Raw genomic sequence first — 24,094 nt, forward strand, 5'->3', positions numbered from 1 at the left:
CCCGCGGAGGTTGAGGCCGCTGATCGATGCAAACGCATCGACTTCGACGAACGAGGTGCGCCATGCAGTTCGGGATCTTCTCGGTCGGTGACGTCACGACCGACCCCACCACCGGCCGGACCCCCGACGACACCGAGCGCGTGCGCGCGATGCTCACGATCGCCGAGCACGCCGACGCGGCCGGGCTCGACGTCTTCGCCACCGGTGAGCACCACAACCCGCCGTTCGTGCCGTCGTCCCCCACGACGATGCTCGGCTACCTCGCGGGCCGCACGAAGAACATCGTGCTGTCCACCGCGACGACGCTCATCACCACCAACGACCCCGTCCGGCTGGCCGAGGAGTACGCGATGCTCCAGGTCATCGCCGACGGCCGCATGGACCTCATGATGGGCCGCGGCAACACCGGCCCGGTCTACCCGTGGTTCGGCAAGGACCTCCGCCAGGGCATCCCGCTGGCCGTCGAGAACTACGCGCTGCTGCGCCGGCTGTGGGAGGAGGACGTCGTCGACTGGAGCGGCAAGTTCCGGACGCCGCTGCAGGGCTTCACGTCCACGCCGCGCCCGCTCGACGGCGTCGCGCCGTTCGTCTGGCACGGCTCGATCCGCTCCCCCGAGATCGCCGAGCAGGCCGCGTACTACGGCGACGGGTTCCTCCACAACGCGATCTTCTGGCCCATGGAGCACACCGCGCAGATGGTGAGCTTCTACCGGCAGCGGTACGAGCACCACGGCCACGGCCGCGCGGACCAGGCGATCGTCGGGCTCGGCGGCCAGGTGTTCATGCGCAAGAACAGCCAGGACGCGTGGGACGAGTTCCGGCCGTACTTCGACAACGCGCCCGTCTACGGGCACGGGCCGTCGATGGAGGACTTCACGCGCGAGACGCCGCTGACCGTCGGCAGCCCGCAGCAGGTCATCGACCGGTACGGCGCCTTCTGGGAGCAGGTCGGTCACTACCAGCGCCAGCTGTTCCTCATGGACCACGCCGGCCTGCCGCTCAAGACCGTCCTGGAGCAGATCGACATCCTCGCCGAGGACGTCGTGCCCGTGCTGCGCCGCGAGGCCGAGTCGCGCCGCCCCGCGGACGTGCCGGCGAACCCCCCGACGCACGCCGAGCGCGTCGCGGCCGCCAGGGCCGCGGGCCAGGTGCACACCCAGCAGGTCGCGCCCGGCGACCACTGGACGGGCAGGGCCGCCGAGGACGACCTCGACGCCGTCTCCCTGCGCTGACCGGACCGGATCGCACTCTCACCGCGACAGTGCGATCCAGTCCACCGTCACCCCCGACCGGATCGCACTCTCACCGCGACAGTGCGATCCAGTCCACCGTCACCCCCGACCGGATCGCACTCTCACCGTGACAGTGCGATCCAGTTCCGCCGTCACCCCCGACCGGATCGCACTCTCACCGTGACAGTGCGATCCAGTTCCGCCCAGCACCTCCCCAGGAGGACCCCATGCCGTCCCGTTCGATCGTCGTCGTCTCCGGCGGGCTGTCCCAGCCGTCGTCGACGCGCATGCTCGCCGACCGCCTCGCCGAGGCGACCGTCGCCGACCTGGCCGCCCGCGGCCTGGACGCGGTCCTCGAGGTCGTCGAGCTGCGCGGCCTCGCGCACGACGTCGTCGACATGACGCTCACCGGCTACGCCCGTCCGGAGCTCGCGGCCGCGCAGAGCGCCCTGGCCGGGGCCGACGGCGTCATCGCGGTCACCCCCGTCTTCGCCGCCTCGTACGCGGGGCTGTTCAAGTCGTTCGTGGACGTCCTGGAGCCCGGGACCCTCGACGGGACCCCGGTGCTCCTCGGCGCGACGGGCGGCACCCCGCGCCACTCGCTCGCGCTCGACCACGCGCTGCGGCCCCTGTTCGCGTACCTGCGCGCCGACGTCGCGCCGACGGCGGTGTTCGCCGCGACCGACGACTGGGCCGACGCGGGCACCGACGACGTCCAGCCCCTGCCGGCCCGTGTCCGCCGGGCGGCCGCGGAGCTCGCGCAGCGCGTGGCGGCGCGCGAGCCCGTCGCACGCGGCGGGCTGTACGACTCCGTGCCGTCGTTCGAGGACCTGCTCGGCGGCGCCTGAGCCGCGCGGGCGGGCGCACGCCCTCCGGCACGACGAGGGCCGGTCACCGTCGGGTGACCGGCCCTCGCCGCACGTCCGGGCGGGTGTGCCGCCCGGCGCCTGAGCTCACTGCGGTGCCTGAGCTCACTGCGGTGTCAGGGTGAACACGGTGCCGTCGTCCGTCGCCTCGACGTCGAGCTGCTGGTCCGCGAGCGTCTGCGCGGTGCGCGGGTCGACGTACACGCGTGCGTCTGCTTCCCCCACGACGTCGTCCCCCGCAGCGGGACCGGCGACGAGCTCGAGCTGGAAGCCGCCGTCGTCCTGCTCGGCGATGCGCAGACCGCCCTCGTCGGGGAGTCCGGCGCGGCTCGTGAGGGTCTCGACGGCGGTACGGGCGTTCTCGGTCAGGGTGAGCACGGGGTGCTCCTCTCCGCGGGCCTGGGGACGTCGGCCGGCACCCGCGGCCCCGCAGCGGTGGTGCGCGACAGGCCCCCACCCGCGGGACGACGAGCCCCGGTCCGACGCCGTCGGACGCCTCCACCGTGACCCGGCCCCGCGCGTCGTCGCAACCCCGCGTCCCGCTGGGCGAGACCGCGCCACACCGCGGGCAGGCCGCGCGCCGGCCCTACCCCCGCGCGCCGACGTGGGCCCGCGCGACGTCGACGACGAGCGCCCGGTGGTCCGACAGCCCGAGGTCGAGCGACTCCCCCGCACCCGTGGCGTGCAGGCCCGGTCCCGCCAGCACGTGGTCGAGCTGCCGGACGGGCTCCGCCACGGGGAACGTCGGTGCCTGCACCAGCGAGCGCAGGCCCGACAGCCGCGACGGCTGCTCCCCCGCGAGGTTGAGGTCGCCCATGACGACCTTCGGGCCCGGCATCGTGCGGGTCACCCGCACCAGGTGCCGCAGCTGCCGCACGTTCCAGCCGGGGATGAACGTCAGGTGGGTCCCGACGACGGTGAGCGGGCCCCGCCCGTCGTCCACGACCGCCGCGAGCGCGGTGCGCGGCTCGTCCCGCACGAGGGCCGGCCACCGCGCGCCGGGGAACCGGACGGGCGCCCGCCGCCGCAGGGTCGGCAGGGTCAGCACGTGCCAGGCCTGCACCGGCCGCCGCGAGAGCAGTGCGATGCCGTAGGCGGCGGCGTCGGGCTGCTCCTCGCCCGTGCCGGCGACCCACAGGCCCGGCTCGCCGTGCAGGGTCGCGACGAAGCGGTGGTGCTCGGCGCCCATCGCGTCGGCGGCCACGGCGGTCAGGTCGGCGCCGTGCGACCGCTCCTGCGCCCGGTCGACCTCCTGGAGCGCGAGGACGTCGGCGTCCAGGCGGCGCACGGCGTCGGCGAACCGGGCGAGGTCGACCCGCCCGTCCGCGAGCGAGCGCCCGTGCAGGATGTTGAACGTCGCGAGGCGCACCCTGCGATTCTCACCGCACCTCCCCCGGGCCGCACGGCAGGTGGTCCTCCGGCGCGCACGGCCCGACCCCGCGGTGCGCTCGACGCGCGAGCGCGCCGGGTGCGGTGTAGACACCGGTGCATGCACTCGACCCCGACACCGACGACAGGCCCGAGCCCTGCCGGACCAGCGCCGCTCATGGGTGCGGCTCCCCCTCCGCTGCCCGTGCCGACCGGCGCCGAGACGCCCGACGACCGCGCGGCCCTGCAGGACGGGCTGCGGCGGACCGCCGTGGCCCTGCTCGACGCGCAGATCCCCTTCGCGCTCGTCGGCGGCTACGCCGCGTGGGCCCGCGGGGCACCCGAGCCGAGCCACGACGCCGACTTCGCGGTCGCCGAGGAGGACGTCGACGCCGCCCGTGCCGCCCTGGCGGCCGCCGGCCTGGACGTGCAGCAGCCCGCCGAGAACTGGCTGTTCAAGGCGTACCACCACGGCCAGCTCATCGACGTCATCTTCCGGATGGTCGGCGAGCCGGTCACCCACGAGCAGCTCGCGCAGGCCGACGAGCTCGAGGTGCTGGCCGTGCGCATGCCGGTGCTCCCGGCGACGGACATCATCTCCGCCAAGATGCGCGTGCTCGGTGAGCACTACTGCGACTTCACGTGGCTGCTGCCGATGGCCCGCGCGCTGCGCGAGCAGATCGACTGGGACCGCGTGAGCACCGAGATTACCGACCAGCCGTACGCGCGGGCCTTCCTGTTCCTGGCCGACGAGCTCGGCCTGACGGGCCACCCCGGCGAGCGGATGACGGCGGGGCCCGGCCGGACGGGTCCCGGCTCCGAGGAGTGAGACCCACCGGTGCCGCGCGCCGCGGGACGGCGCGCGGCACCATGGCGGGGTGGACGTCGACGACGTACGACGACTGGCCCTGGCGCTGCCGGACGTCACCGAGCGCTCGAGCTGGGGCGAGCCCGCGTGGTTCCACCGCCGGCTCGTCGCCCGGATGTGGGACGCGCACCGCCTGACGGTGCACGTGGAGGACGACGGCGAGCGGCGGGCGCTGGCGGCGCAGGAGCCGGACGTGTACTCCACGACGGACCACCACCGCGGCACGGACCTCGTGCTGGTCGACCTGCGGGCCGCCGACGCCGACCTGGTGCGCGCCCACCTGGCGGAGTCGTGGTGGTGGGCGGCGCCCGACGTGCTGCGCCGGCGCCATGCGCACCTGGGTCCGGGCACGTCGGCGGGTGGGCCCGGCTGACGTCCGGCGGCGTCACCCGACGTCGGCGTCCGCGGGGACGTCGGTGATCCGCAGCGCCTCCACGAGGTCCCGGTACAGCTGGTCCGACGCGAGGAGCTCGGCGTGGGTCCCGCGCGCGCGGACCCTGCCGTCCTCCAGCACGAGGATCGTGTCCGCGTCGACGACGGTGGACAGCCGGTGCGCGACCGTCACGACGGCGCCGGTGGTCGCCAGCACGCGGATCGCGTCGTGCACCGCGGCCTCCGTGAGTCCGTCGACCTGCGCCGTCGCCTCGTCCAGCAGCATCACCTGAGGGCGGCACAGCAGCGCGCGGGCGAGCGCGATGCGCTGACGCTGTCCGCCGGAGACGGACGTCTCCGTCAGCCGGGTGTCCAGCCCGTCGGGAAGCGCGTCGAAGGCGCCGTCGAGGCGTACCGCCGCGAGCGCCCGGCGCAGCTCCTCGTCGGTCGCGGCCGGGTTGCTGAACAGCAGGTTGTCGCGGATCGTGCCCGGCACGACGGGGGTCTCCTGCTCGACGTACGCGAAGCGGGAGCGCACGTCGGCGTGGCTCCAGCCGGCGTACGGCCGCCCGTCCAGCAGCAGCTGCCCCGACTGCGGCTCCAGGAACCGCAGCAGCAGCGAGAACACCGTCGTCTTGCCGGCGCCGGACGGCCCGACGAGCGCCGTGTGCCCGTGCCGCGGGACCGTCAGCGACAGCTCGCGCACTGCCGGGGGCAGGCCCGGACCGTAGGCGGCCGTGACGTCGCGCAGCTCGATGACGTGGACGCCGTCGGGGCCGTCCGGCGCGGGGCGTACGGGCACCGGCGCGCTCGCCGCCTGCGGCTCCACGTCCATCGCGGCCACCTCGCTGATGCGCCCCGCCGCCGCGATCCCGGACTGCAGCTGCGTCAGGGACTGCGTGAGGTCGGTGATGGGCCCGACGATGTTGAAGGCGTAGAGCAGGAACGCCACGAGGCTGGACACGGCGAGCTCGCCCTCGCCGACGCGCCACGCGCCGAGCCCCAGGATGACGATGATGGCGAGCTGGATGCCGCCCCACGACACGCTCCACGCGACCGCGGCGGTCCGCACCGCGCGCACCGCGTGGTCGCGCGCCTCGCGCGCGGCGCCGAGGACGGTGGCCGCCTGGCGGTCCTCGGCACGGCTGGACTTGACGGTGCGGACGGCGCGCAGCGACCCCTCCAGCGTGCCGCCGAGCGTGCCCAGTGCCTCCTGGGAGGCCCGCTCGGCGGCGCCGATGCCGGGCAGCAGCACGGCCATGAGGGCGCCCACGACGACGATCGCCGCGACGGTCGTGCCGAGGAGCACGCGGTCGAGCACGCCCATGAGGACGAGGGTGCCGACGAGCGCCACGACCCCGTTGACGAGCCCGACGATGCTGGACGACGTCGCCTCGCGCAGCAGGACGGTGTCCGAGGTGACGCGGGTGACGAGCTCGCCGGTGGGGCGGCCCGTGACGGCCGCGACCGTGGCCCGCAGGTAGCGGCGCACGAGCGACTCGCGCGCGTCGAGGACGATCCGCTCGGCCAGCGTCCCCATGAGGACCCACTGCGTGTACCCCACGACCGACCCGACCGCGAAGAGCGCGAGCAGCCACCCGACCGGCCGCGCCAAGGACTCCCCGGTCCCCAGGGTGTCGAGCACCCACTTGGTGACCATGGGGGTGGCGAGGGACAGCCCGGTGCCGGCGAGGCCGAGCAGGAGGCCCGTGCCGAGGGTGCGTCGGTGGGGCCGGACCAGCTCGAGCAGGATGCGCAGGCGGCGGCGCCCGTCCGGCTCGGCTGCGGCGGTGGGCGTCTCGGGCGGTGACGGTGCGGCGACCATCCTGCGAGTGGAGCACTCCTGTTCCATTGTGGTCAATAGCAATCCCTACCAGTTCTCCGGTGTACCGTTCGCTCGTGGCGAACCAGGCACCCCCACCCGTGACGGGCCCCCGCGCCCGGACCCGGCAGGCGATCCTCGAAGCCGCCATCCGCGCGCTGGCCGACGACCCCTCGGCCTCTCTGGGCCGGGTCGCCGAGCTCGCCGACGTCGGTCGGACCACGCTGCACCGCTACTTCCCGGAGCGCGACGACCTGCTCGCCGCCGTCGGCGCCCACGCCGCCGCCGGGCTCACCGCCGCGCACGCGCGGGCGCGGCTCGACGACGGCACGGCCCTGGACGCGCTGCTGCGCGTCGCGCAGGAGTACCTCGAGCTGGGTGACCTCCTGACGGTGCTGTTCACCGGCATCGTCCCCGAGGACTCCTGGGCGCAGGACCCGACGAACGACGCCGCCCTGGGCGCCCTGTACGCACGCGGCCTGCGGGACGGCTCGATCGACCCCCGGTTCGACGCCGAGTGGGCGCTGGGCGTCGTGTGGTCGGTCCTGTACCTCGCGTGGTCGACCGTGCGCACCGCCCGGGCCGACCGCCACGCCGTCGTCACCCGCCTGCTGCTCACGCTCGAGAAGTCGCTCGCGCCGGAGCGCCCCGACCTGCGATGACGCCCCCGGTGGGCAAGGATGGAGCATGCCTGACACCCCCACCCCCACCCTGTCCCTACCCGGCGGCGACATCCCCGTGCTCGGCCTCGGCACGTGGCAGTCGGAGGGCTCCGACGCGGAGCTCGCCGTCAGCACGGCGCTCCAGCTGGGCTACCGCCACGTCGACACCGCGACCGGCTACGGCAACGAGGCGCAGGTCGGCCGCGCGCTCACCACGCGCGGCATCGACCGCGACGACGTCTTCCTGACGTCGAAGCTGCCCCCGGACCACGCGGGGCGCGAGCGGCAGACGCTCGCCGAGTCCCTCGTCGCACTCACGACCGACCACCTCGACCTGTGGCTGATCCACTGGCCGCCGGGCAAGGAGGCCCGCCCGGACGTCTGGCAGCGGTTCCGCGACGCGCGCGACGAAGGCCTCGTGCGATCGATCGGCGTCTCGAACTACTCGATCGCGCAGATCGACGAGCTGATCGCGGCGACGGGCGAGGCGCCGGCCGTCAACCAGATCCCCTACTCCCCCGTCGACCACGACCCGGCGCTGCTCGCGGCGCACCGCGAGCGGGGCGTCGTCGTCGAGGGGTACAGCCCGCTCAAGCGCACCGACCTGGACGCCGAGCCGATCGTCGCGGCGGCGCGCGCGCACGGCGTGACGCCCGCACAGGTCGTGCTGCGCTGGCACATCGAGCACGACGTCGTCGTGATCCCGAAGTCGGTGCGCCGCGAGCGCATCGAGGAGAACCTCGCCGTGCTCGGCTTCACGCTGACGCCGGACGAGGTCGCGGCGATCGACACGCTGGGACGCTGACGGCGCGACGCACGTGCTGGACGCACGTGCTGCGAGCGAGGCCCGGACGGGTGCGTCCGGGCCTCGCCGCACGTCCAGGGGATGCCGTGAGCGGGGATGTGCCACGATCCGGCGGTGGGTGGTTGCGCTCCCACACCGCACGTGCTCGCCGCCGTCGCGGAGCGACCGGCGAGCACGTCGGGCGCTCGGCCTACCGAGGAACCGGACCCGTGTCCTGCGATCGGCGCCACGCCGTTGTGCCGCCGCGGCAAGGTCTACCGGACATCCGGACGTGACGTCAACCACAGCCGGTCCGGGCGCCGGTCGGCGTGCGCCCAGACGGTCCGCAGCCCGCGCCCCGGCCGTCGGGCGGCCGGGGCGCGGGCGTCACGGGCCGGTCACCATCCGCCCGCAACGGCGCGCACGAGCTCACCGTCCGGGGTGTCGCCGGACAGCTCCCAGAAGAAGGCGCCGCCCAGGCCCCTGCCGCGGGCCCACGCCATCTTCGACGTGACGGTGGCGGGCGTGTCGTAGCCCCACCACTCCGTGCCGCACCGCGCGTACGCCGTGCCGCCGACCGTGCCGGTGGCCGGGCACCGCTGCTTGAGGACCTTGTAGTCCTCGATGCCCTGCTCGTACGTGCCGGGAGCGGCACCCGTCGCGGTGCCGCCGGGTGCCGTCTGCGTGACCCCGGACCAGCCGCGGCCGTAGAAGCCGACGCCCAGCAGGATCTTGCGCGCCGGGATCCCCTGGGCGATCAGCTTGTCCACCGCGGCCTGGGCGTTGAAGCCCTGCTGCGGGATGCCCGCGTAGGACGTGAGCGGCGAGTGCGGCGCCGTCGGGCCCTGCGGGGTGAAGGCACCGAAGTAGTCGTACGTCATCGGCATGATCCAGTCGAGCTTCGTCGCCGCGGTCGCGTAGTCCGCCGCGTCGATCTTGCCGCCGGGCGACCCGTCGGCCGTGATGGCCGCGGTCACCAGGTTGCCGGTGCCGAACTTCTGCCGCAGCGCCGTCACGACGCGGTCGAAGGCCTGCGGCCCGGAGGAGTCGCAGGTCAGGCCGCACGCGTTCGGGTACTCCCAGTCGACGTCGATGCCGTCGAAGACGTCGGCCCAGCGCGGGTCCTCCACGAGGTCGTAGCAGGACTGCGCGAACGCCGCGGGGTCCGCGGCGGCCTGCGTGAAGCCGCCGGACCACGTCCACCCGCCGAACGACCAGATGACCTTGAGGCCCGGGTGCATGGCCTTGAGCTTGCGCAGCTGGCTGAAGGACCCGCGCAGCGGCTGGTCCCAGGTGTCGGCGACGCCGTCGACCGAGTCGGCCGCGGTGTACGCCTTGTCGTGGTCCGCGTAGGGGTCCCCCACCGAGCAGCGTCCGCCGGTGGTGTTGCCGAACGCGTAGAGGATGTGCGTCATGCGGTCCGCCGCGCCCGACGTGTGGATGTTCTTCACGTGGTAGTTGCGGGCGTACACGCCCCACTCGGCGAAGTAGCCGACGACCTTGCCGCCGCCCGGGGGCGGGACGGTCGGGGTCGGGGTCGGTGTGGGCCTCGGGGTGGGGGTGACCGTCGGGGTGGGCGTCGGCGTGCCGGGACCGCCCGTGCACGTCCCGCCGTTGACGGCGCAGGCCGTGGGTGCGCCGTACCCGCCGGAGGCGACGTAGCCCCAGGTCTGCGAGGCCCCGGGCGCGAGCGCGCCCGCCCACCCCTTGCTGACGGCCCGGTGGTCCTGGCCGGTGCGCGTGACGTCGGCGTCCCACGCGCTGGTGATCGCGACACCGGCCGGCAGCCGGAAGTCGACGGTCCACGTCGGCACGCTCGCGGTGCCGGTGTTGGTCACGGTGACGGCGACCTGGTGGCCCGTGCCCCAGTCGCCCTGCGGTGCGAACGTGACCGTCACGCCACCCGCGGCGCTCGCCGCCGGCGCCGTCGCCAGCCCGGTCACGAGCAGCGCGACGACCGCGGCGAACGCCGCCGCGGTGCGACCGCGCGCGGTTCGACCCGTGCGCCTGGCGTCCCTGGTCCTGCCCTCGGCTCTGCAGCTCGACATCTCGACTCCCGTCCGTCGAATATGTAAGGACTATGTACTAATCGGACGTCTCCGACGCTAGCCCTGCGCCGCGCGAGCGGTCAATCATGTGATGACTCGGGACAACACAGTCCGTCACTGCGGGGCGGGTTGCCGGTCGGACATCGGGCGAGGTCAGGGCAGTGCGCCCACCCGATCAGGTGATCCGCGCCGCGGGACGACGGACGGCGGGACCGCCGCCGTGACCGCAGGGGTGCGTCAGGGGACGACGACGGTCATCCCCGCCGCCACGGGGGCCGCCCCCGGCCCGCCGGGCGACATCGCGGCGAGCGCGTCCGGGGCGTCGTCGAGCCCGATCGTGCGCGCCACCAGGGTCGCCGGCTCCAGCCGCCCGGCGGCGATCGCCGCGAGCATCGCGGGGTACTCGTGCGCCGCCATGCCGTGGCTGCCGTGCACGGACAGCTCCCAGGCGACGACGCGGTCCATCGGCAGCGCCGTCCACGCGTCGGCGCGCAGCAGCAGCCCTACCTGCACGTGCCGGCCGCGTCGGCGCAGCGCCAGCACCCCCGCCTGGGCGGTGGCCGGGCTGCCGAGCGCGTCGAGGGACGCGTGCGCCCCTCCCCCGGTCGCCTCGACGAGCCGGGCGGCGAGCGCCGCCGGTGGGTCGTCGCCGGGGTCGACGGTCAGGTCGGCGCCGGCCGCCTGCGCCGCCCGCCGCGCCGCCGGCGCGGGGTCGACCGCGACGACCCGGGCACCGGCCGCCGCCGCGACCATGACGGCCGACAGGCCGACGCCGCCGCAGCCGAGGACGACGACCTGGTCGCCCGGCCGGACGGCGGCGTGCACGGTGACGGCGCGGTACGCGGTCGCGAACCGGCAGCCCAGCGCGGCGGCGGCGACCGGCGTCATGCCCTGCGGCACCCGCACCAGGTTGGTGTCGGCGCGGTCGAGCGCCACGAGCTCGGCGAACGAGCCCCACTGCGTGAACCCGGGCTGGGTCTGGTCCGGGCAGACCTGCTGGTCGCCCGCCCGGCACGTCGCGCACGCGCCGCACGCCATGACGAACGGCACCGTGACGACGTCGCCGACCGCCCAGCGGCGCACGTCGGGCCCCGCCTCGACGACCGTGCCGGCGAGCTCGTGCCCCGGCACGTGGGGCAGGCGCACGTCGTCGTCGTGCCCCTGCCAGGCGTGCCAGTCGCTGCGGCACACGCCCGTCGCGGCCACCCGGACCACCACGCCGTCGGGCGGGCACACGGGGTCGGGGACCCGCCTGACCTGGGGCGTCGTCCCGAACTCGTCCACCACGACCGCGCGCACGGGCCCATCCTGCCTGCTGACGGCACAGGACCGGCCCCCCGCCACCCTCCGGCGGGAGACCGGTCCTGCACCGCGGGCGGTCCGCCCGCCGGGTCAGGCGGCGAGGAACTCCAGCAGTGCCGCCGTGACCTCGTCCGCGTGGGTCCACAGCAGCCCGTGGGGCGCACCCTCGATCTCGACGTACGTCGCCTCGGGGAGCAGCTCCGCGAACGCGCGGCCCGTCGCCTCGACCGGCAGGATCCGGTCGCCCGAGCCGTGCAGGATCAGCGTCGGGACGTCGATCTTCGCGACGTCGTCGCGGAAGTCGGTGTGCCACGTCGGCACGACCGCCCACGCGGCCCACGGCGCGGAGCCGGCGGCCACGGCCCACGACCCGCGCACGGCGGCCTCGCTGATCCGGGTGCCGAGGTTCTCGTCGAGGTTGTAGAAGTTGGCGAAGAACTCGTCGAACCACGCGTAGCGGTCACGCCGCGCCGCCTCCGCGATGCCGTCGAACGCGCTCTGCGGCAGGCCGAGCGGGCTCTCGTCGGTCTGCAGCAGGTAGGGCTCGAGCGCGGCGAGGAACGCGGCCTTCGCGACGCGGCCCGAGCCGCGGGTGCCGAGGTAGCGACCCACCTCCCCCGTCCCCATGGAGAACCCGACCAGCACCGCGTCACGCACGTCGAGCGTCGTCAGGACGGCCTCGAGGTCCGCGGTGAAGGTGTCGTAGTCGTAGCCCTGGGTCGTCGCGGTCGAGCGGCCGAAGCCGCGGCGGTCGTACGTGATGACGCGGTAGCCGGCGTCGAGGAGGGCCACGGCCTGCTTCTCCCACGAGTGGCCGTCGAGCGGGTAGCCGTGGATGAGCACGACGGGCTGCCCGGTGCCGTGATCCTCGTAGTACAGCTCGACGGGCTGGTCGGTGGCGGTGCTGGTGATGAACGGCATGGCGGTTCTCCTTCGCTCGGCGGGCGCCCGGGGCGTCCGGTGCACTGTCGTCAGGTCGATCGGGAACGATTACATCGTGCACGATCTAGTTGTGGACGTCAACACCGCGTACGATGCTGTCCATGGACGACAGGCCCGCGCCCGCCGACGGCATCTCGCTGGAGACGATGCTGTGCTTCGACCTCTACTCCGCGTCCCGCGCGATGACGGCGGTCTACCGCCGCGAGCTGGATCCGCTGGACCTCACGTACCCGCAGTACCTCGTGCTCGTCGTGCTGTGGACCCGGGGCGAGCAGACCGTCCGGCAGGTCATCGACCGGCTGTACCTGGACTACGGGACCGTCTCGCCGCTGCTCAAGCGGCTGGAGGTGCGCGGGCTCGTCGAGCGCCGGCGCCGACCGGACGACGAGCGGTCGGTGAGCGTCGTCCTGACGCCGGCCGGTGAGGCGCTGCGCGAGCGGGTGGCCCACCTGCCGGCGCACGTCGGCGAGGCCTTCGGGCTCGCACCGGACGAGATGGCCGAGCTCGCACGCCTGCTCGGCGCCGTCAAGCGTCACGCCGCGGGTGCCGACTCCCTGCACGGAGCCCGGACGCCCGCCCGTCCGGCCTGAGCCGGCGGCGCACCGTCACCCGTCGGCGTCGAGGAGACCCTCGTCGAAGCGCCAGGGGCCGACCTCGACGGTCCCACCGGCCAGCACGTCCAGCGTGACCGGCGGCACGAGGTCGACCGCGGGTCCGTCCGCCACCGCCCGGACCGTGACGCCGACGGCCACGTCCGGGTCCTGCGACGTCGACATCGCGCGCCACCGGACCTGCGCGAGCGCGGCGGCGCCGGGTTCCAGCACGACCTCCGGCGGCACGTCGGGTGCCACGAGGTCCGGCAGCTGCGTGAGGTCGGGCGTCCGGGTGCCCGACTGCCGGGTGAACGCGAGCGTCGGCACGCCCGACAGCACGCACGGCGCCGCGCCCGTCCACGTCGCGCGCAGCACGAGGAAGCGGGCACCGAGCGCCGCGTCCACGGCCGCGACCTCGAGCCGCAGACCGTCGCCGGTGCAGGCGGGCACCCCCGCGGGCGGGGCCTCCCCGGACGCATCGGCGGCTCCGGCGTCGGGTGCGTCGGCACCCGCGGCGTCGAGGCCCGCGAGGACGCCGTCCACGGTGCCGGCGTCGGTCCTCACGTGGTAGCCCAGCGGCGGTCCCGTGCGGAGCACGGAGGCCAGCCGGGACGCGACGTGGGACCGGTGGGCGTCGTCGTCCGCCGCGACCGTGAGGTCGGGCGACGCGGGCTCACCGCCGCTGAGCACGACGCGCCACACGCCCTCCCACGCCGCGACGTCGACCGCCAGCGCCACCGCCTCGGCGTCCGGCCAGGCCCCGGGGTGCACCTGCGTCACCTCGAGCCAGTGGTCGAACGCCTCGACCGTCGTGACGGGCAGCTCCCGCCCGGCGACGGCGGCCAGTGCGTCGGCGACCGCCTCCCCACCCGCCACGACGACCCGCCCGGCCTCGGGCCCGAACCACACCTCGTCGACCCCGGGCACGCGACGCACCGCCAGCGCGTCCACGGCCAGGTCGGCGTCGTCGCCGGGCGCGAGGCCCACGGCGAGCGTCCGCGCGGCGTCGTGCACGTCGAGGCGCCACGCGCCGGGCCCGGCCGTGACGGCGCCGAGCACCGCCTCGGCCGCGGCCGGGAGCGCGTCGATCCCCCCGACCTCCGCGTCCACACCGACCTCCCACGCGGCGGGGTCGGCAGCGGGGTCCGGGGCGCCGAGGCCGGTCGGCGCGGCGAGGTCCACCAGGCGGCACGTCGTGGTCACGGTCGCCGTGCCGGCGCCGACGACCTCGTGCACCTGGGCGGCGGCGTCCCGGACCACCTCCGGCGGGCGCACGTCGCGCTCCCCCGCCAGGACCGTGCAGCCGCCCGCGTCGAGCACCGCGCCGAGCGGCGTGGTCCGGAGCGCCAGGGCACCCAGCAGGACCACCACCAGGACGACGACGGCCGCCACCGCGAGGCGCCCGCGCTCCGCGGCGGGCGCCGGGAGCGTCCCGGGCGGCGGCCCGGTCGGGGCGTCCGGCGCAGCTGTCACGACCCGTGACCCTACCGATGCCGGACGCGTGGGCGGCTCGTCGTAGGGTCCGCCCGTGAGCGCAACCCCCCGCGTGGGTGTCGTCGTGACCGACACCTACCCCGCCGAGGACCCGGACCACGACACCGCGCCGCTCGTCACCGCGCTGCGGGCACGGGGTGTGGCGGCCGCGCCCGTCGTGTGGCACGACGCGACCGTCGACTGGGCCGCGCACGACCTGCTGGTGCTGCGCTCCCCGTGGGACTACCCGGAGCGGCTCACCGAGTTCCTCGCGTGGCTCGACGCCGCCGAGCGCGTCACGCAGGTGCTCAACCCGCCGGCGCTGGTGCGGTGGAACCTCGACAAGCGCTACCTCGGGCAGCTCGCCGACCTCGGGGTCGGCGTGGTCCCGACGACGTACCGGACGTCCCTGGACGACGTGCGCGACGACCTGGGCGCGTTCGCCCCCGGCGCGCGCGTGGTGGTGAAGCCCGCGGTGTCCGCCGGGGCGCGCGACACCGGGCTGTTCCGCGCCGACGACCCGCGAGCCCTCGACCTCGCGGGGCGGATCCTCGCGGCCGGCGGCCTGGTGATGGTGCAGCCGGAGGTGCCCGAGCTGTCGCAGGGGCGCGAGAAGGCGCTGTACGTCATCGACGGGACCCTGACGCACGCGATCGCGAAGGGCGCGCTGCTCGCCCCGGGCGGCGGGCTGATCGGCGGCGTGTACGCCGAGAACCCGCAGCGGGTCGACGTCACCGCGGCCGAGGCCGAGTTCGCCCTCGAGGTGGTCCGCGCGGTCGACCGCGCCACGGGCAGCGGCGTCCCGCTGTACGCGCGCGTCGACACCGTGGACTCCGCCGCGCACGGGCTGGTGCTGCTGGAGGCCGAGCTGTTCGAGCCCGCGCTCAACCTGCACGTCGCACCCGAGGTCACGGACGTGGTCGCCTCGGCGGTCGTCGCGCGCCTGGGTGAGTGTCCGGCGCACCGGGCACCGTCCGGCGGTCCCCGGCGTTGAGGGGGCGACGGGCGCGGGTGCGTCCCGACGAGGGAGGTGCCGTGGCGAGCTGGTCGGACCGGTGGACGCGCGTGCGTGCGCAGATCGACGCGCTGCCGCGTCCCGTGCGTGTCGTGGCGGTCACGGTCGTCGGCGGCACGGTGGTGCTCACGGGCGTGGCGATGCTCGTGCTGCCCGGGCCGGGCATCCTCGCGATCCTCGCGGGGCTCGCGCTGCTCGCGACGGAGTTCGCGTGGGCGCGGCGCTGGCTGGACCGTGCGCGGGCCGCGGGCCAGGCGGGCGTGGACAAGGGGCGTGAGGTGTGGGACCGGCGGCGGTCGGCCCCCGACCCGGTACGGGCGACGGAGCCGGTGGACGCGCCGGGGCCGGTCGAGGCGCAGGACCCCCACGACCCCCAGGACCCGATCGGCCCCGTCGGCGCGTCCCGCTGAGGCACCCGGCGCCCCGGGGATGACGATCGCGAGCGAGCCCGGGCGGGACATCCGCGACGGACGGGCGGTCGGGCTGGACAGCCGCCCGGAGCAGGTCCGCCGCGCCGTCGACGAATCGCTGTGCCGGCTGCGGGCCGACGTCAGTGGCGGACGGCACAGGCGCGGAACCTCGTCCCTGAATACCCCCGGGGGTATCGTGGAGCCATGTCCACCAGCACCACGCCACACCCCGTCCGACGCATCGTCGTCGTCGGAGGCGTCGCCGGCGGCATGAGCGCCGCCGCACGCGCCCGCCGTCTGGACGAGCACGCGCACATCGTCGTCCTCGAGCAGTCCGCCTACGTGTCGTTCGCCAGCTGCGGCCTGCCGTACCACCTGTCCGGCGAGATCGCCGACCGCGAGGCGCTCCTGCTCCACACCCCGCAGTCCCTCGCCGCGGCCCTGGCGCTCGACGTGCGCACCGGCAGCCGGGTGACGGCCGTCGACACCGCCGCCCGCACGGTCACCGTCGCCACCGCGGACGGCGAGTACGTCCTGGGCTACGACGCCCTGCTGCTGGCCCCCGGTGCCGTCGCCGTGCGACCGCCCGTCGAGGGCCTGGACCATCCGTCGGTGCACGCGCTGCGCACGGTCCCCGACCTGGACGCGCTGAACGAGCGTGTGGCACGGCTGGTCGCGGACCGCACCGCGGGAGCACCCGCACCCGCCGCCGTCGTCGTCGGGGCCGGTCTCATCGGGCTCGAGGCCGTCGAGGCGCTGACCACCCGCGGCCTGCAGGTGCACCTCGTCGAGCTCGCGGACCACGTGCTGCCGCCGCTCGACCCGGAGCTCGCCCCGCTGCTGGCCGGCGAGCTGCGCGACCACGGCGTGGGTCTGCACCTGGGTGTCGCGGCGCGCGCCGTCACCCCCCGCGGGGACGACGGCGCCGTCACGGTCACCCTGTCCGACGGCACCGAGCTGGCGGCCGACGTGGTCGTCGTCAACGTCGGCGTCCGTCCCGCGAGCGACCTGGCCCGCGAGGCGGGCCTCGCGCTCGGCCCGACGGGCGCGATCCGCGTCGACGCCGACCAGCGCACGTCCGACCCGCACGTGTGGGCCGTCGGCGACGCCGTCGAGGTCACGCAGGCCGTCACCGGCGCCGTCGGCCCCGTGCCCCTGGCCGGGCCCGCCAACCGGCAGGGCCGGCGGGCCGCCGACTCGATGGTCGGCCACCGCACCACCCCCCAGGCGCCGGTGCTCGGCACCGCGATCGTGCGGGTCTTCGGCCTCACCGCCGCGGTGACCGGACCGAACCAGGCGGCCCTGACCCGCGCGGGCATCGCCCACGAGGTGGTCCGCATCCACCCCGGCCACCACGCCGGCTACTTCCCCGGCACCGAGCAGGTCCACCTGGTGGCGACCTTCGCCCCCGACGGGCGCCTGCTGGGCGCCCAGGGCGTGGGCCGCGCGGGCGTCGACAAGCGCATCGACGTGCTGGCCACGGCCCTGCGTGCCGGCATGACCGCCGACGACCTGGCCGAGCTCGAGCTCGCGTACGCACCGCCCTACGGCTCGGCGAAGGACCCGGTGAACATGCTGGGGTTCGTCGCGCAGAACGTCCTGGACGGCACGACGCCGCAGTGGCACCCCGACGAGCTCGACGCCGCCCGGGCCGACACGCTCGTGCTCGACGTGCGCCAGCCCGCGGAGTTCGCCCGCGGCCACGTCCCCGAGGCGCTCAACGTCCCGCACACCGAGCTGCGCGGGCGCCTCGACGAGGTCCGGGCGGCTGCTGCCGGCCGGCCGGTGAGCGTCCACTGCGCCAGCGGCGTGCGCTCCCACATCGCCACCCGCGTGCTCCTGGCCGCCGGGCTCGACGCCCGCAACCTGTCCGGCGGCTGGCTGACGCTCAGCGCCGTCCACCCCCACCTGGCGCACCCGGCTGCGGGCGCCACCCGCTGACCCCCCGCCCACCCGCTCGAAGGAGAACCTCATGTGCTACCCCGTCCGCTGCGCCACCTGCGGCAAGACCACCTGGGACGGCTGCGGCCAGCACGCCGACGACGTCATGGCCGCCGTGCCCGACGGCGAGCGCTGCACCTGCCCCCGCTGACCGCAGGCACCACCCGTACCGACCCCCCGCGGCGCCACCCCGGCACCGCCCCCCAGGAGGACCGCATGGAGCTCGACCCGGACGAGATGACGAAGGTCGGCAACCGCCTGCGGCGCGCGCAGGGACAGCTCACGGCGGTGGTCCGGATGCTCGACGAGGGCCGCAGCTGCGAGGAGGTCGTCACGCAGCTCTCGGCCGTCTCACGTGCGCTGGACCGCGCCGGGTTCGCGATCATCGCGTCGGGGATGCGGCAGTGCCTCGTGCAGGACGCGTCGGCGGCCGGGGACGGGCAGGCTCCCACGCTCGACGTGCAGAAGCTGGAGAAGCTCTTCCTGTCCCTGGCCTGACGACCTGATGGTTGGCAAGGTGGGCGGCACCGACCGACGACGACCGGGAGCCGCCATGACCACCCTGCACCGGACCAGAGGGCTCGCCCTCCTGTCAGCCACGCTGCTCACCAGCGCCCTCGCCGCACCGGCGGCCCTGGCCGCCCCACCACCGGCGCCGACCGTCGCCGCGACGGCACCGGCACAGGTCGAGGCGCCCGTCCCGGCGCTCGACTGGCAGCCGTGTGGCGCCGGCCTCGAGCCGTTCCTGTGCGCGAGCGCCCGGGTCCCGCGCGACTACGACCGGCCGCACGGCGCCACGACGACGATCGCCCTGACGCTGCTGCCCGCGAGCGGCGACCCGGCGCAGCGCATCGGGACGCTGTTCACCAACCCCGGCGGCCCCGGCGGCAGCGGCGTGCAGTTCGTCCAGCAGGCCGCCCCGTACGCGTACCACCCGGACGTCCTGGCCCGCTTCGACGTCCTCGGGTTCGACCCGCGTGCCGTCGCGGCGTCCGACCCGGCGACGTGCTTCCGCACCCAGGCCGAGGAGGCCGCGTCCCCGCTGCTGCTGCAGCCGTACCCGATCACCGGCCGTGACGAGGCCCGGTTCACCCTCGAGGGCGTCGCGCTGGCGGCACGCTGCCAGGTCACCTCGCCGCTGCGGTTCGCGACCGCGTCGACCGCGAACGTCGCGCGCGACATGGACCTGCTGCGCCAGGCCGTCGGCGACGAGCAGCTGCACTACGCCGGTTACAGCTACGGCACGTACCTGGGCGCCACCTACGCCCGGTTGTTCCCCGAGCGCGTCGGGCGCTTCCTGCTCGACGGGACGGTCGACCCGGTCGCGTGGAGCGGCACGGGTACGGGTGACGCGGCGCCGTCGGTGCCCCTCGGCATCCGCATCCGGCAGGGGTTCGGGTCGCACGAGACGTTCGGGGAGTTCACGCGGCTGTGCGCGGAGGCGGGGCCGGAGGCGTGCCCGCTGGCGGCGCTCGGGGACCCCGCGACCGTCGCCTACGAGACGTTCGACCGGCTCGCGACCGACCCGGTCGAGGTGCCGCTGCCCGACGGCACGACCATCCTCGTCACGCAGCAGATCGCGGTCGCGGCGACGTACCAGTCGCTGTACTCCCCCGCCGGGTGGGCCGACCTCGCAGGCCTCCTGGCGGCGCTGGCCGTCCCGGAGCCCGACCCGGCCACGGTCGCGTCGGCCGCGACCGGCACCCGCTCCCTGCTCGGCGCGCGCCTGCGCGGGGAGGACTACCCGTCGATCGGCGGCGCGCTGGCCAGCCTGTGCGTCGACACCGCGTCCAACGGCCGGGTCGACCGCTACCCCCGCCTCGTCGACGCGCACGCCGAGGCGGCCCCGTACTTCGGGCGGTTCCGCGGCTGGGTCGGGCTGCCGTGCGAGGCGTGGAAGATCGAGGACGGTGACGCCTTCACCGGACCCTGGCAGCAGACGACGACCAGCCCGGTGCTCGTCGTCGGCACCCGCTTCGACCCCGCGACTCCGTACCGGCAGACCGAGCCGTACCGGGACCTGTTCCCCGGCGGCCATCTGCTCACGCTCGACGGGTGGGGCCACACCGCGCTCGGCAAGAGCGTGTGCGTCGACGAGCACATCACCACGTACCTGGTGAGCGGTGAGCCGCCCGCCGACGGCACGGTGTGCGCACCGGACAGCGCCCCGTTCGGGGCCACCCCGGGCGCTCGCAGCGCCACCCCGCGGATCGACGTCCCGCCGGGGCTGCCGCTCTGGTGAGACCACGGCCGAGGCGGGCGAGGGTCAGTCCTCGCCCGCCTCGGCGACCAGCAGGGCCACCTGCGTCCGGTTCGTCAGACCGAGCTTGAGCAGCACGTTCGTCACGTGCGCCTTCACGGTCGGGACGCTCACGTGCAGCCGGGCCGCGATCTGCGCGTTGCTCGCCCCGCGTCCGATGCCGACCGCCACCTCGCGCTCGCGCGCGGTGAGCCTGCCCAGCGCGCCGAGCGCCCGGGCGCGTGCGCCGCCGCTGGCGGCGGCCGACGCCATCAGCCGGCGCGCGATGCCCGGGGACAGGACGGGCTCACCCGCGGCCGCGGCGAGCACGGCGGCGACGATGCGGTCGGGCGCCATGTCCTTGAGCAGGTAGCCGGACGCGCCCGCACGCAGGGCGGCGACGACCTCGTCGTCGGTGTCGAAGGTCGTCAGGACCACGACGGCCGGCGGGTCGCTGCGCGCGCAGACGCGCCGCGTGCCCTCCACACCGTCGACGCCCGGCATCCGCAGGTCCATGAGCACGACGTCGGTGGGGTGGGCGTCCAGCACGGCCACGACGCCGGCCCCGTCGGCGGCCTCCCCGACGACCTCGATGCCGCGCGCGCCGTCGAGCATGAGCCGCAGGCCGGCGCGCACGAGGGCGTCGTCGTCGACGACGACGAGACGTGTGCGCCGCTGCCCGGCGCCGGTGCCGGTCATGCCTGCCACGGTATGCGGACGTCGAGCACGAATCCCCGTCCCTGCGGGTACGCCTCGACGTGCCCGCCCACCAGCCCCACCCGCTCCCGCAGGCCGACGAGCCCGGTGCCCGATCCCGGCCCCACCGGGACGCCCGGGCCGGACGCGCCGTCGTCGCCGACCCGCAGGCGGACCACGCCGGGCGACAGGTCGACCCGCACCACCACGCGACTTCCGGGGGCGTGACGACGCGCGTTGGTCAGCCCTTCCTGGGCGGCCCGGTACACCGCGGTCGCCACCGCCGGGGGCGGGTCGTCGTCACCCGTCGCCTCCAGCGTGACGTCCTGGCCGACGGCCCTCGCCTCGTCGACCAGGCGCGCGACGTCACGGACCCCCGGGCGGGGTGCCGGCGCGCGAGGCGCGCCGGGCACGGTCGGCTCCTCACGGAGCACGCGCACGACGTCCCGCAGGTCGTCCAGCGCCGAGCTCACGCCCTGCCGGACGAGCGCCGCAGCGGCCGCGAGGCGCTCCGGCGGCGCGTCGGGCCGGTACTCCAGCGCGCCGGCCGTCGTCGCGAGCAGGGACAGCCGGTGGGCGAGGGTGTCGTGCATCTCGCGCGCGATCCGGGTGCGCTCGACGAGCCGGGCCTCCTCGACGCGGCGCTCCTGCTCCGCCTCGGCGCGCCACGCCCGCTCCCGCAGCGAGCGGACCAGCGCGGCGCGGGCCCGCCCGTAGGCGCCCCACCCGAGGAGCGCCGCGTGCACCGCCAGGTCGCACAGCAGCCACCAGCCCAGCGGCAGCCCGACGGGTCGCCACAGCGCCAGCACGGCGTGCCCCGCGAACCCGGCGGCGGCGACCGGCAGCGCCGTGCGGATGCCGCGCCACCGCGCCACCTGCAGCGTCGCCACGGTCGATGCCGGGGTGGCGGCGCCCGAGACGGCCGCGAGCGCGGCGAGGACCAGGGCGGCGGGCACGGACCAGCGCGTCCACAGCGCCGGGAGCAGGACGAGGGCCGCCACGGCGACCGCGACGTCGAGCGCGCGCAGCGGCGACGCGTCCTGCTGGAGCCATGGGACGAGCGCGAGCAGCGTGAGGACCGCGACCGCGGCCCACGCGGCCCCGAGCCACGGCCACGGCAGGACGCGCGCGCCGGGATCCCGCTGCGGCGACCCGAGGGCGGGCTGTCCGTCAGGGCCGCAGGCGGCGGTGCCGGATGACGTGCTCATGCCCCGGACGCTAGGCGCGCAGCCCACGGTCGACCACCGACCGAAGGAGGGGGCCCGTCGACACCGGTCGGGGGTGGCGCTCGACCGTGGGCGCACGCGCCGTGGACGACGGACGGATGTGGCGGGCGCGGTCCCGTCGCGACCGTGGGGTACCGGCACGCCACCCGGCCGCCGGCCGTCTCCTCCAGGAGGTCGTCATGACCACGTCAGGGAACGTCACCGGCCGCAGGGCCACGCCGGCCGGGACCCCGCGCCGGCTGCCACGAGGGGCCGTCCCCGTCGTGGCAGCGGTCGCCGCCGCCGCCGTGTGGTGGGTGGGCGACGCCACGGGCGTCACCCTCGCCGCTCGCTCGGGCGCTGCGACCCGGACGGTCGGCGTGGTCGACGTCGTCGTGGCGGCCGTCGTCGTGGCGCTCCTGGGCTGGGCCGTGCGGGCGCTCGTGGCGCGCTCGCGGCGCGGGCGCCCGGGCAACGGCGAGCGCGCCTGGTTCGTCCTGTGCGGCGTCGTCCTGCTGGTCTCGCTGCTCGGCCCGCTGGGCGGCACGACGCCCGGCGCCGTCGCGGTGCTGCTGGCCGAGCACGTCGCGGTGGGCGCGGTCGTCGCGCTGGGGCTGCGGCGCTGAGCACGCCGCCCCGGACCGGCCGCCAGGGGCCGCTCCGGGGCGGCGGTCAGTCGCCTCCGGCCGTCACGCGGGCACCGCGGCGCGCCGACCGAGCGCGGCCAGGACGCGGGTCTGACGGTCCGCGTCGGCCGGGACCTCGACGGGCGGTGCGCACACGCCCTCCCCGTACAGGTGCTCCCCCATGGCGGCGACCATGCCCTCGAGCACGTCGAGGTCGGCATCGGTGAACCGGTGCGGGCGCCCCCCGGCGGCGGCGACGTCCCACCGGTGGGCGACCATGTCGAAGCCGTGGAACATCAGGAACGTGGCCCCGACGGTGCTCGGCCCGGTCATGGCGTCGAAGGGCGTGTCGGCGAACCCCGGCTCCGCGAGCGCGGCCGTCGCGCGCTCGGTGTGCGCGCGCCACGCGGCCGCCGGGTCGGTGAGGTCGGGCCGCTCGCCGAGGTCGGCGCCGTGGCGGCCGAGGTAGTCGCGCTGGGTGTCGACCACGTGCGCCACCACGTCGCGGCCGGACCAGCCGTCGCAGGGTGACGGCGCGTCCCACGCGGCGGGGTCGGTGGCGTCGAGCACGGCCTGCAGGCCGGCCGCGCGCTGGGCGTAGGCGTCGAGGATCGGGTTGTCGGTCATGTGCGTCACGCTAGGACGGAGCCGGGAGGTGGGCCTTGGACGAACCCGACAGCCTCGACGCCGTCGAGCGGGCGCACCTGGTGGACCCGCGGGACACCTCGCACCGGATCGGCCGCTGGGGTCCGGCGGCCGACCTGGCACCGCTGGTGCGCCGGTACTGGGTGCCGACGTGGTCCGTCCCGGCCGGGCAGGCGGCGGAGCAGCAGGTGCTGCAGTACCCCGTGTGCCTGGTCGTCGTCGCCGACTCGTACGCGAGGTTCTACGGCGTCCAGCCGGGCCTGTCGAGGACCACGCTGCGCGGCGACGGGTGGGCGGTGGGCGTCATGCTCCAGCCGGCGGCCGGTGCGCTGCTCACGGGCGGCTCGGTCGCGCCGTGGACGGGCCGGCACGCCCCGCTCGCCGACGCGCTGAGCGCCACCGCACCGTCGCACGACGTGGACGCGCTGGTCAGCGGCGTCCGCGAGGACATGGCACCCGCGCCGACCGACCCCGGCCGGCAGCGCGCCGCGACGGACCGCGTCGGCGCCTTCCTGCGCCGGTACCTGCCGGTCGACGAGGAAGGGCTGCTCGTCAACGCCGTCGTCGCGGCCGTCGAGGAGGACCCGGACGTGCGCCGGGTCTCGCAGCTGTGCGAGCGGTTCGCGACGACCGAGCGGACCCTGCAGCGGCTGACCCGGCGGCGGCTGGGACTGTCGCCCAAGTGGCTGGTGCAGCGCCGCCGGCTCCACGAGGCGGCCGAGCGGCTGCGCGAGCACCGCACGCCCCTGGCCGACCTGGCCGCGGACCTCGGGTACGCCGACGAGTCGCACCTGTCGCGCGACTTCCGCCGGGTGACGGGGATGACGCCGGGGGCGTTCGCGGCCAGGTTCTCCCCCGCTGACGCACGCGACGGCGCCCGCGGCTGAACGACCCGGCGAGGCCGTCGCGCCGGCCCGGCCCGCCCCCCGAGGTTCCGATCCGCCCGGTTCCTGTTACTTTCGATACCGCGCCACTGATGGCGCGG

General features: G+C 75.9%; 25 protein-coding genes. 15 read left to right on the forward strand and 10 right to left on the reverse strand.

The window, feature by feature from the left end; all coding sequences use genetic code 11:
* Positions 1–62: 62 nt before the first annotated feature.
* Together NP075_RS14685 and NP075_RS14690 are read left to right on the forward strand one after the other, a co-directional pair.
* Positions 63–1,232, forward strand: a complete 1,170-nt coding sequence (locus tag NP075_RS14685; RefSeq protein ID WP_227565255.1) for an LLM class flavin-dependent oxidoreductase — start codon at positions 63–65, stop codon at positions 1,230–1,232.
* 227 nt (positions 1,233–1,459) lie between these two features.
* The gene (locus tag NP075_RS14690; protein WP_227565254.1) at positions 1,460–2,080 is read left to right on the forward strand and encodes a CE1759 family FMN reductase; all 621 of its coding nucleotides are present in this window, start codon (positions 1,460–1,462) and stop codon (positions 2,078–2,080) included.
* Between the two features lie 123 nt (positions 2,081–2,203).
* Here NP075_RS14690 and NP075_RS14695 read toward each other — a convergent pair whose 3' ends face one another.
* The gene (locus tag NP075_RS14695) at positions 2,204–2,476 is read right to left on the reverse strand and encodes an adhesin (RefSeq protein ID WP_227565253.1); all 273 of its coding nucleotides are present in this window, start codon (positions 2,474–2,476) and stop codon (positions 2,204–2,206) included.
* A gap of 208 nt (positions 2,477–2,684) precedes the next feature.
* Positions 2,685–3,467 (reverse strand): endonuclease/exonuclease/phosphatase family protein, encoded by a 783-nt coding sequence (locus NP075_RS14700; RefSeq protein WP_227565252.1) that lies wholly within the window; start codon positions 3,465–3,467, stop codon positions 2,685–2,687.
* Positions 3,468–3,587: 120 nt separating this feature from the next.
* Here NP075_RS14700 and NP075_RS14705 point away from each other — a divergent pair, with 120 nt between their 5' ends.
* Both NP075_RS14705 and NP075_RS14710 read left to right on the forward strand, forming a co-directional pair.
* A complete protein-coding gene (locus tag NP075_RS14705; protein WP_256791152.1) occupies positions 3,588–4,295 on the forward strand; it encodes a nucleotidyltransferase family protein in 708 nt (235 codons plus the stop codon).
* Positions 4,296–4,344: 49 nt separating this feature from the next.
* Positions 4,345–4,707: an MmcQ/YjbR family DNA-binding protein gene (locus NP075_RS14710; protein WP_227565250.1), complete on the forward strand. Its 363-nt coding sequence runs from the start codon at positions 4,345–4,347 to the stop codon at positions 4,705–4,707.
* Positions 4,708–4,719: 12 nt separating this feature from the next.
* Here the strand turns inward: NP075_RS14710 and NP075_RS14715 are convergent, their stop codons facing one another.
* A complete protein-coding gene (locus NP075_RS14715; protein WP_227565249.1) occupies positions 4,720–6,531 on the reverse strand; it encodes an ABC transporter ATP-binding protein in 1,812 nt (603 codons plus the stop codon).
* A 74-nt stretch (positions 6,532–6,605) separates the two neighbouring features.
* Between NP075_RS14715 and NP075_RS14720 the strand changes: the two genes are divergently transcribed.
* Together NP075_RS14720 and NP075_RS14725 are read left to right on the forward strand one after the other, a co-directional pair.
* Entirely contained in the window at positions 6,606–7,190 is a 585-nt protein-coding gene (locus NP075_RS14720; protein WP_227565248.1) for a TetR/AcrR family transcriptional regulator, read from the forward strand.
* A 25-nt stretch (positions 7,191–7,215) separates the two neighbouring features.
* Positions 7,216–7,995, forward strand: coding sequence for an aldo/keto reductase (locus NP075_RS14725; protein WP_227565247.1), 780 nt, complete (start codon positions 7,216–7,218; stop codon positions 7,993–7,995).
* Between the two features lie 377 nt (positions 7,996–8,372).
* Here NP075_RS14725 and NP075_RS14730 read toward each other — a convergent pair whose 3' ends face one another.
* From NP075_RS14730 to NP075_RS14740, 3 genes are all read right to left on the reverse strand, one after another.
* Positions 8,373–10,022, reverse strand: a complete 1,650-nt coding sequence (locus NP075_RS14730; protein WP_227565246.1) for a glycosyl hydrolase family 18 protein — start codon at positions 10,020–10,022, stop codon at positions 8,373–8,375.
* Between the two features lie 237 nt (positions 10,023–10,259).
* Complete coding sequence (locus NP075_RS14735; protein WP_227565245.1) at positions 10,260–11,321, reverse strand: alcohol dehydrogenase catalytic domain-containing protein; 1,062 nt, start codon at positions 11,319–11,321, stop codon at positions 10,260–10,262.
* A gap of 93 nt (positions 11,322–11,414) precedes the next feature.
* On the reverse strand, positions 11,415–12,245 hold the full coding sequence (locus NP075_RS14740; RefSeq protein ID WP_227565244.1) for an alpha/beta fold hydrolase: 831 nt from the start codon (positions 12,243–12,245) through the stop codon (positions 11,415–11,417).
* Positions 12,246–12,367: 122 nt separating this feature from the next.
* On the opposite strand from NP075_RS14740, the gene NP075_RS14745 reads away from it, so the two are divergent.
* Positions 12,368–12,856, forward strand: a complete 489-nt coding sequence (locus NP075_RS14745; RefSeq protein ID WP_227565243.1) for a MarR family winged helix-turn-helix transcriptional regulator — start codon at positions 12,368–12,370, stop codon at positions 12,854–12,856.
* A gap of 15 nt (positions 12,857–12,871) precedes the next feature.
* On the opposite strand, the gene NP075_RS14750 is transcribed toward NP075_RS14745, so the two are convergent.
* Entirely contained in the window at positions 12,872–14,332 is a 1,461-nt protein-coding gene (locus tag NP075_RS14750) for a DUF4232 domain-containing protein (RefSeq protein WP_227565242.1), read from the reverse strand.
* A gap of 55 nt (positions 14,333–14,387) precedes the next feature.
* Between NP075_RS14750 and NP075_RS14755 the strand changes: the two genes are divergently transcribed.
* The 6 genes from NP075_RS14755 to NP075_RS14775 all read left to right on the forward strand — a co-directional run bounded on the left by NP075_RS14755 (position 14,388) and on the right by NP075_RS14775 (position 19,940).
* Positions 14,388–15,326, forward strand: a complete 939-nt coding sequence (locus NP075_RS14755) for an ATP-grasp domain-containing protein (protein ID WP_227565241.1) — start codon at positions 14,388–14,390, stop codon at positions 15,324–15,326.
* Positions 15,327–15,367: 41 nt separating this feature from the next.
* Positions 15,368–15,757, forward strand: a complete 390-nt coding sequence (locus tag NP075_RS14760; protein WP_227565240.1) for a PGPGW domain-containing protein — start codon at positions 15,368–15,370, stop codon at positions 15,755–15,757.
* Positions 15,758–15,961: 204 nt separating this feature from the next.
* Positions 15,962–17,698, forward strand: coding sequence for an FAD-dependent oxidoreductase (locus NP075_RS14765; protein WP_227565239.1), 1,737 nt, complete (start codon positions 15,962–15,964; stop codon positions 17,696–17,698).
* A gap of 31 nt (positions 17,699–17,729) precedes the next feature.
* Positions 17,730–17,849 (forward strand): hypothetical protein, encoded by a 120-nt coding sequence (locus NP075_RS19165; RefSeq protein WP_489146113.1) that lies wholly within the window; start codon positions 17,730–17,732, stop codon positions 17,847–17,849.
* Between the two features lie 65 nt (positions 17,850–17,914).
* On the forward strand, positions 17,915–18,196 hold the full coding sequence (locus NP075_RS14770) for a metal-sensitive transcriptional regulator (RefSeq protein ID WP_227565238.1): 282 nt from the start codon (positions 17,915–17,917) through the stop codon (positions 18,194–18,196).
* A gap of 55 nt (positions 18,197–18,251) precedes the next feature.
* Positions 18,252–19,940: an alpha/beta hydrolase gene (locus NP075_RS14775; RefSeq protein ID WP_227565237.1), complete on the forward strand. Its 1,689-nt coding sequence runs from the start codon at positions 18,252–18,254 to the stop codon at positions 19,938–19,940.
* A gap of 24 nt (positions 19,941–19,964) precedes the next feature.
* Here the strand turns inward: NP075_RS14775 and NP075_RS14780 are convergent, their stop codons facing one another.
* Entirely contained in the window at positions 19,965–20,636 is a 672-nt protein-coding gene (locus NP075_RS14780; RefSeq protein WP_227565236.1) for a response regulator, read from the reverse strand.
* Positions 20,633–21,841, reverse strand: a complete 1,209-nt coding sequence (locus tag NP075_RS14785; protein ID WP_227565235.1) for a sensor histidine kinase — start codon at positions 21,839–21,841, stop codon at positions 20,633–20,635. Before NP075_RS14785 ends, NP075_RS14780 begins: the two co-directional genes overlap by 4 nt.
* A gap of 197 nt (positions 21,842–22,038) precedes the next feature.
* Between NP075_RS14785 and NP075_RS14790 the strand changes: the two genes are divergently transcribed.
* A complete protein-coding gene (locus NP075_RS14790) occupies positions 22,039–22,464 on the forward strand; it encodes a DUF6069 family protein (RefSeq protein WP_227565234.1) in 426 nt (141 codons plus the stop codon).
* Positions 22,465–22,527: 63 nt separating this feature from the next.
* On the opposite strand, the gene NP075_RS14795 is transcribed toward NP075_RS14790, so the two are convergent.
* Positions 22,528–23,091 (reverse strand): TIGR03086 family metal-binding protein, encoded by a 564-nt coding sequence (locus NP075_RS14795; RefSeq protein WP_227565233.1) that lies wholly within the window; start codon positions 23,089–23,091, stop codon positions 22,528–22,530.
* A 35-nt stretch (positions 23,092–23,126) separates the two neighbouring features.
* Here NP075_RS14795 and NP075_RS14800 point away from each other — a divergent pair, with 35 nt between their 5' ends.
* Positions 23,127–23,996 (forward strand): helix-turn-helix domain-containing protein, encoded by an 870-nt coding sequence (locus tag NP075_RS14800; protein WP_227565232.1) that lies wholly within the window; start codon positions 23,127–23,129, stop codon positions 23,994–23,996.
* Positions 23,997–24,094 lie beyond the last annotated feature (98 nt).

Source organism: Cellulomonas wangsupingiae, from assembly GCF_024508275.1.
GTDB lineage: Bacteria > Actinomycetota > Actinomycetes > Actinomycetales > Cellulomonadaceae > Cellulomonas > Cellulomonas wangsupingiae.

What these genes read in the sequence shown, in the direction of transcription:
- NP075_RS14765 (WP_227565239.1), top strand. Translation starts at nt 15,962, where the DNA reads ATGTCCACCAGCACCACGCCACACCCCGTCCGACGCATCGTCGTCGTC.
- NP075_RS14690 (WP_227565254.1), top strand. Translation starts at nt 1,460, where the DNA reads ATGCCGTCCCGTTCGATCGTCGTCGTCTCCGGCGGGCTGTCCCAGCCG.
- NP075_RS14705 (WP_256791152.1), top strand. Translation starts at nt 3,588, where the DNA reads ATGCACTCGACCCCGACACCGACGACAGGCCCGAGCCCTGCCGGACCA.
- NP075_RS14780 (WP_227565236.1), bottom strand. Translation starts at nt 20,636, where the DNA reads ATGACCGGCACCGGCGCCGGGCAGCGGCGCACACGTCTCGTCGTCGTC.
- NP075_RS19165 (WP_489146113.1), top strand. Translation starts at nt 17,730, where the DNA reads ATGTGCTACCCCGTCCGCTGCGCCACCTGCGGCAAGACCACCTGGGAC.
- NP075_RS14770 (WP_227565238.1), top strand. Translation starts at nt 17,915, where the DNA reads ATGGAGCTCGACCCGGACGAGATGACGAAGGTCGGCAACCGCCTGCGG.
- NP075_RS14730 (WP_227565246.1), bottom strand. Translation starts at nt 10,022, where the DNA reads ATGTCGAGCTGCAGAGCCGAGGGCAGGACCAGGGACGCCAGGCGCACG.
- NP075_RS14790 (WP_227565234.1), top strand. Translation starts at nt 22,039, where the DNA reads ATGACCACGTCAGGGAACGTCACCGGCCGCAGGGCCACGCCGGCCGGG.
- NP075_RS14795 (WP_227565233.1), bottom strand. Translation starts at nt 23,091, where the DNA reads ATGACCGACAACCCGATCCTCGACGCCTACGCCCAGCGCGCGGCCGGC.
- NP075_RS14725 (WP_227565247.1), top strand. Translation starts at nt 7,216, where the DNA reads ATGCCTGACACCCCCACCCCCACCCTGTCCCTACCCGGCGGCGACATC.
- NP075_RS14685 (WP_227565255.1), top strand. Translation starts at nt 63, where the DNA reads ATGCAGTTCGGGATCTTCTCGGTCGGTGACGTCACGACCGACCCCACC.
- NP075_RS14715 (WP_227565249.1), bottom strand. Translation starts at nt 6,531, where the DNA reads ATGGTCGCCGCACCGTCACCGCCCGAGACGCCCACCGCCGCAGCCGAG.
- NP075_RS14775 (WP_227565237.1), top strand. Translation starts at nt 18,252, where the DNA reads ATGACCACCCTGCACCGGACCAGAGGGCTCGCCCTCCTGTCAGCCACG.
- NP075_RS14745 (WP_227565243.1), top strand. Translation starts at nt 12,368, where the DNA reads ATGGACGACAGGCCCGCGCCCGCCGACGGCATCTCGCTGGAGACGATG.
- NP075_RS14740 (WP_227565244.1), bottom strand. Translation starts at nt 12,245, where the DNA reads ATGCCGTTCATCACCAGCACCGCCACCGACCAGCCCGTCGAGCTGTAC.
- NP075_RS14785 (WP_227565235.1), bottom strand. Translation starts at nt 21,841, where the DNA reads ATGAGCACGTCATCCGGCACCGCCGCCTGCGGCCCTGACGGACAGCCC.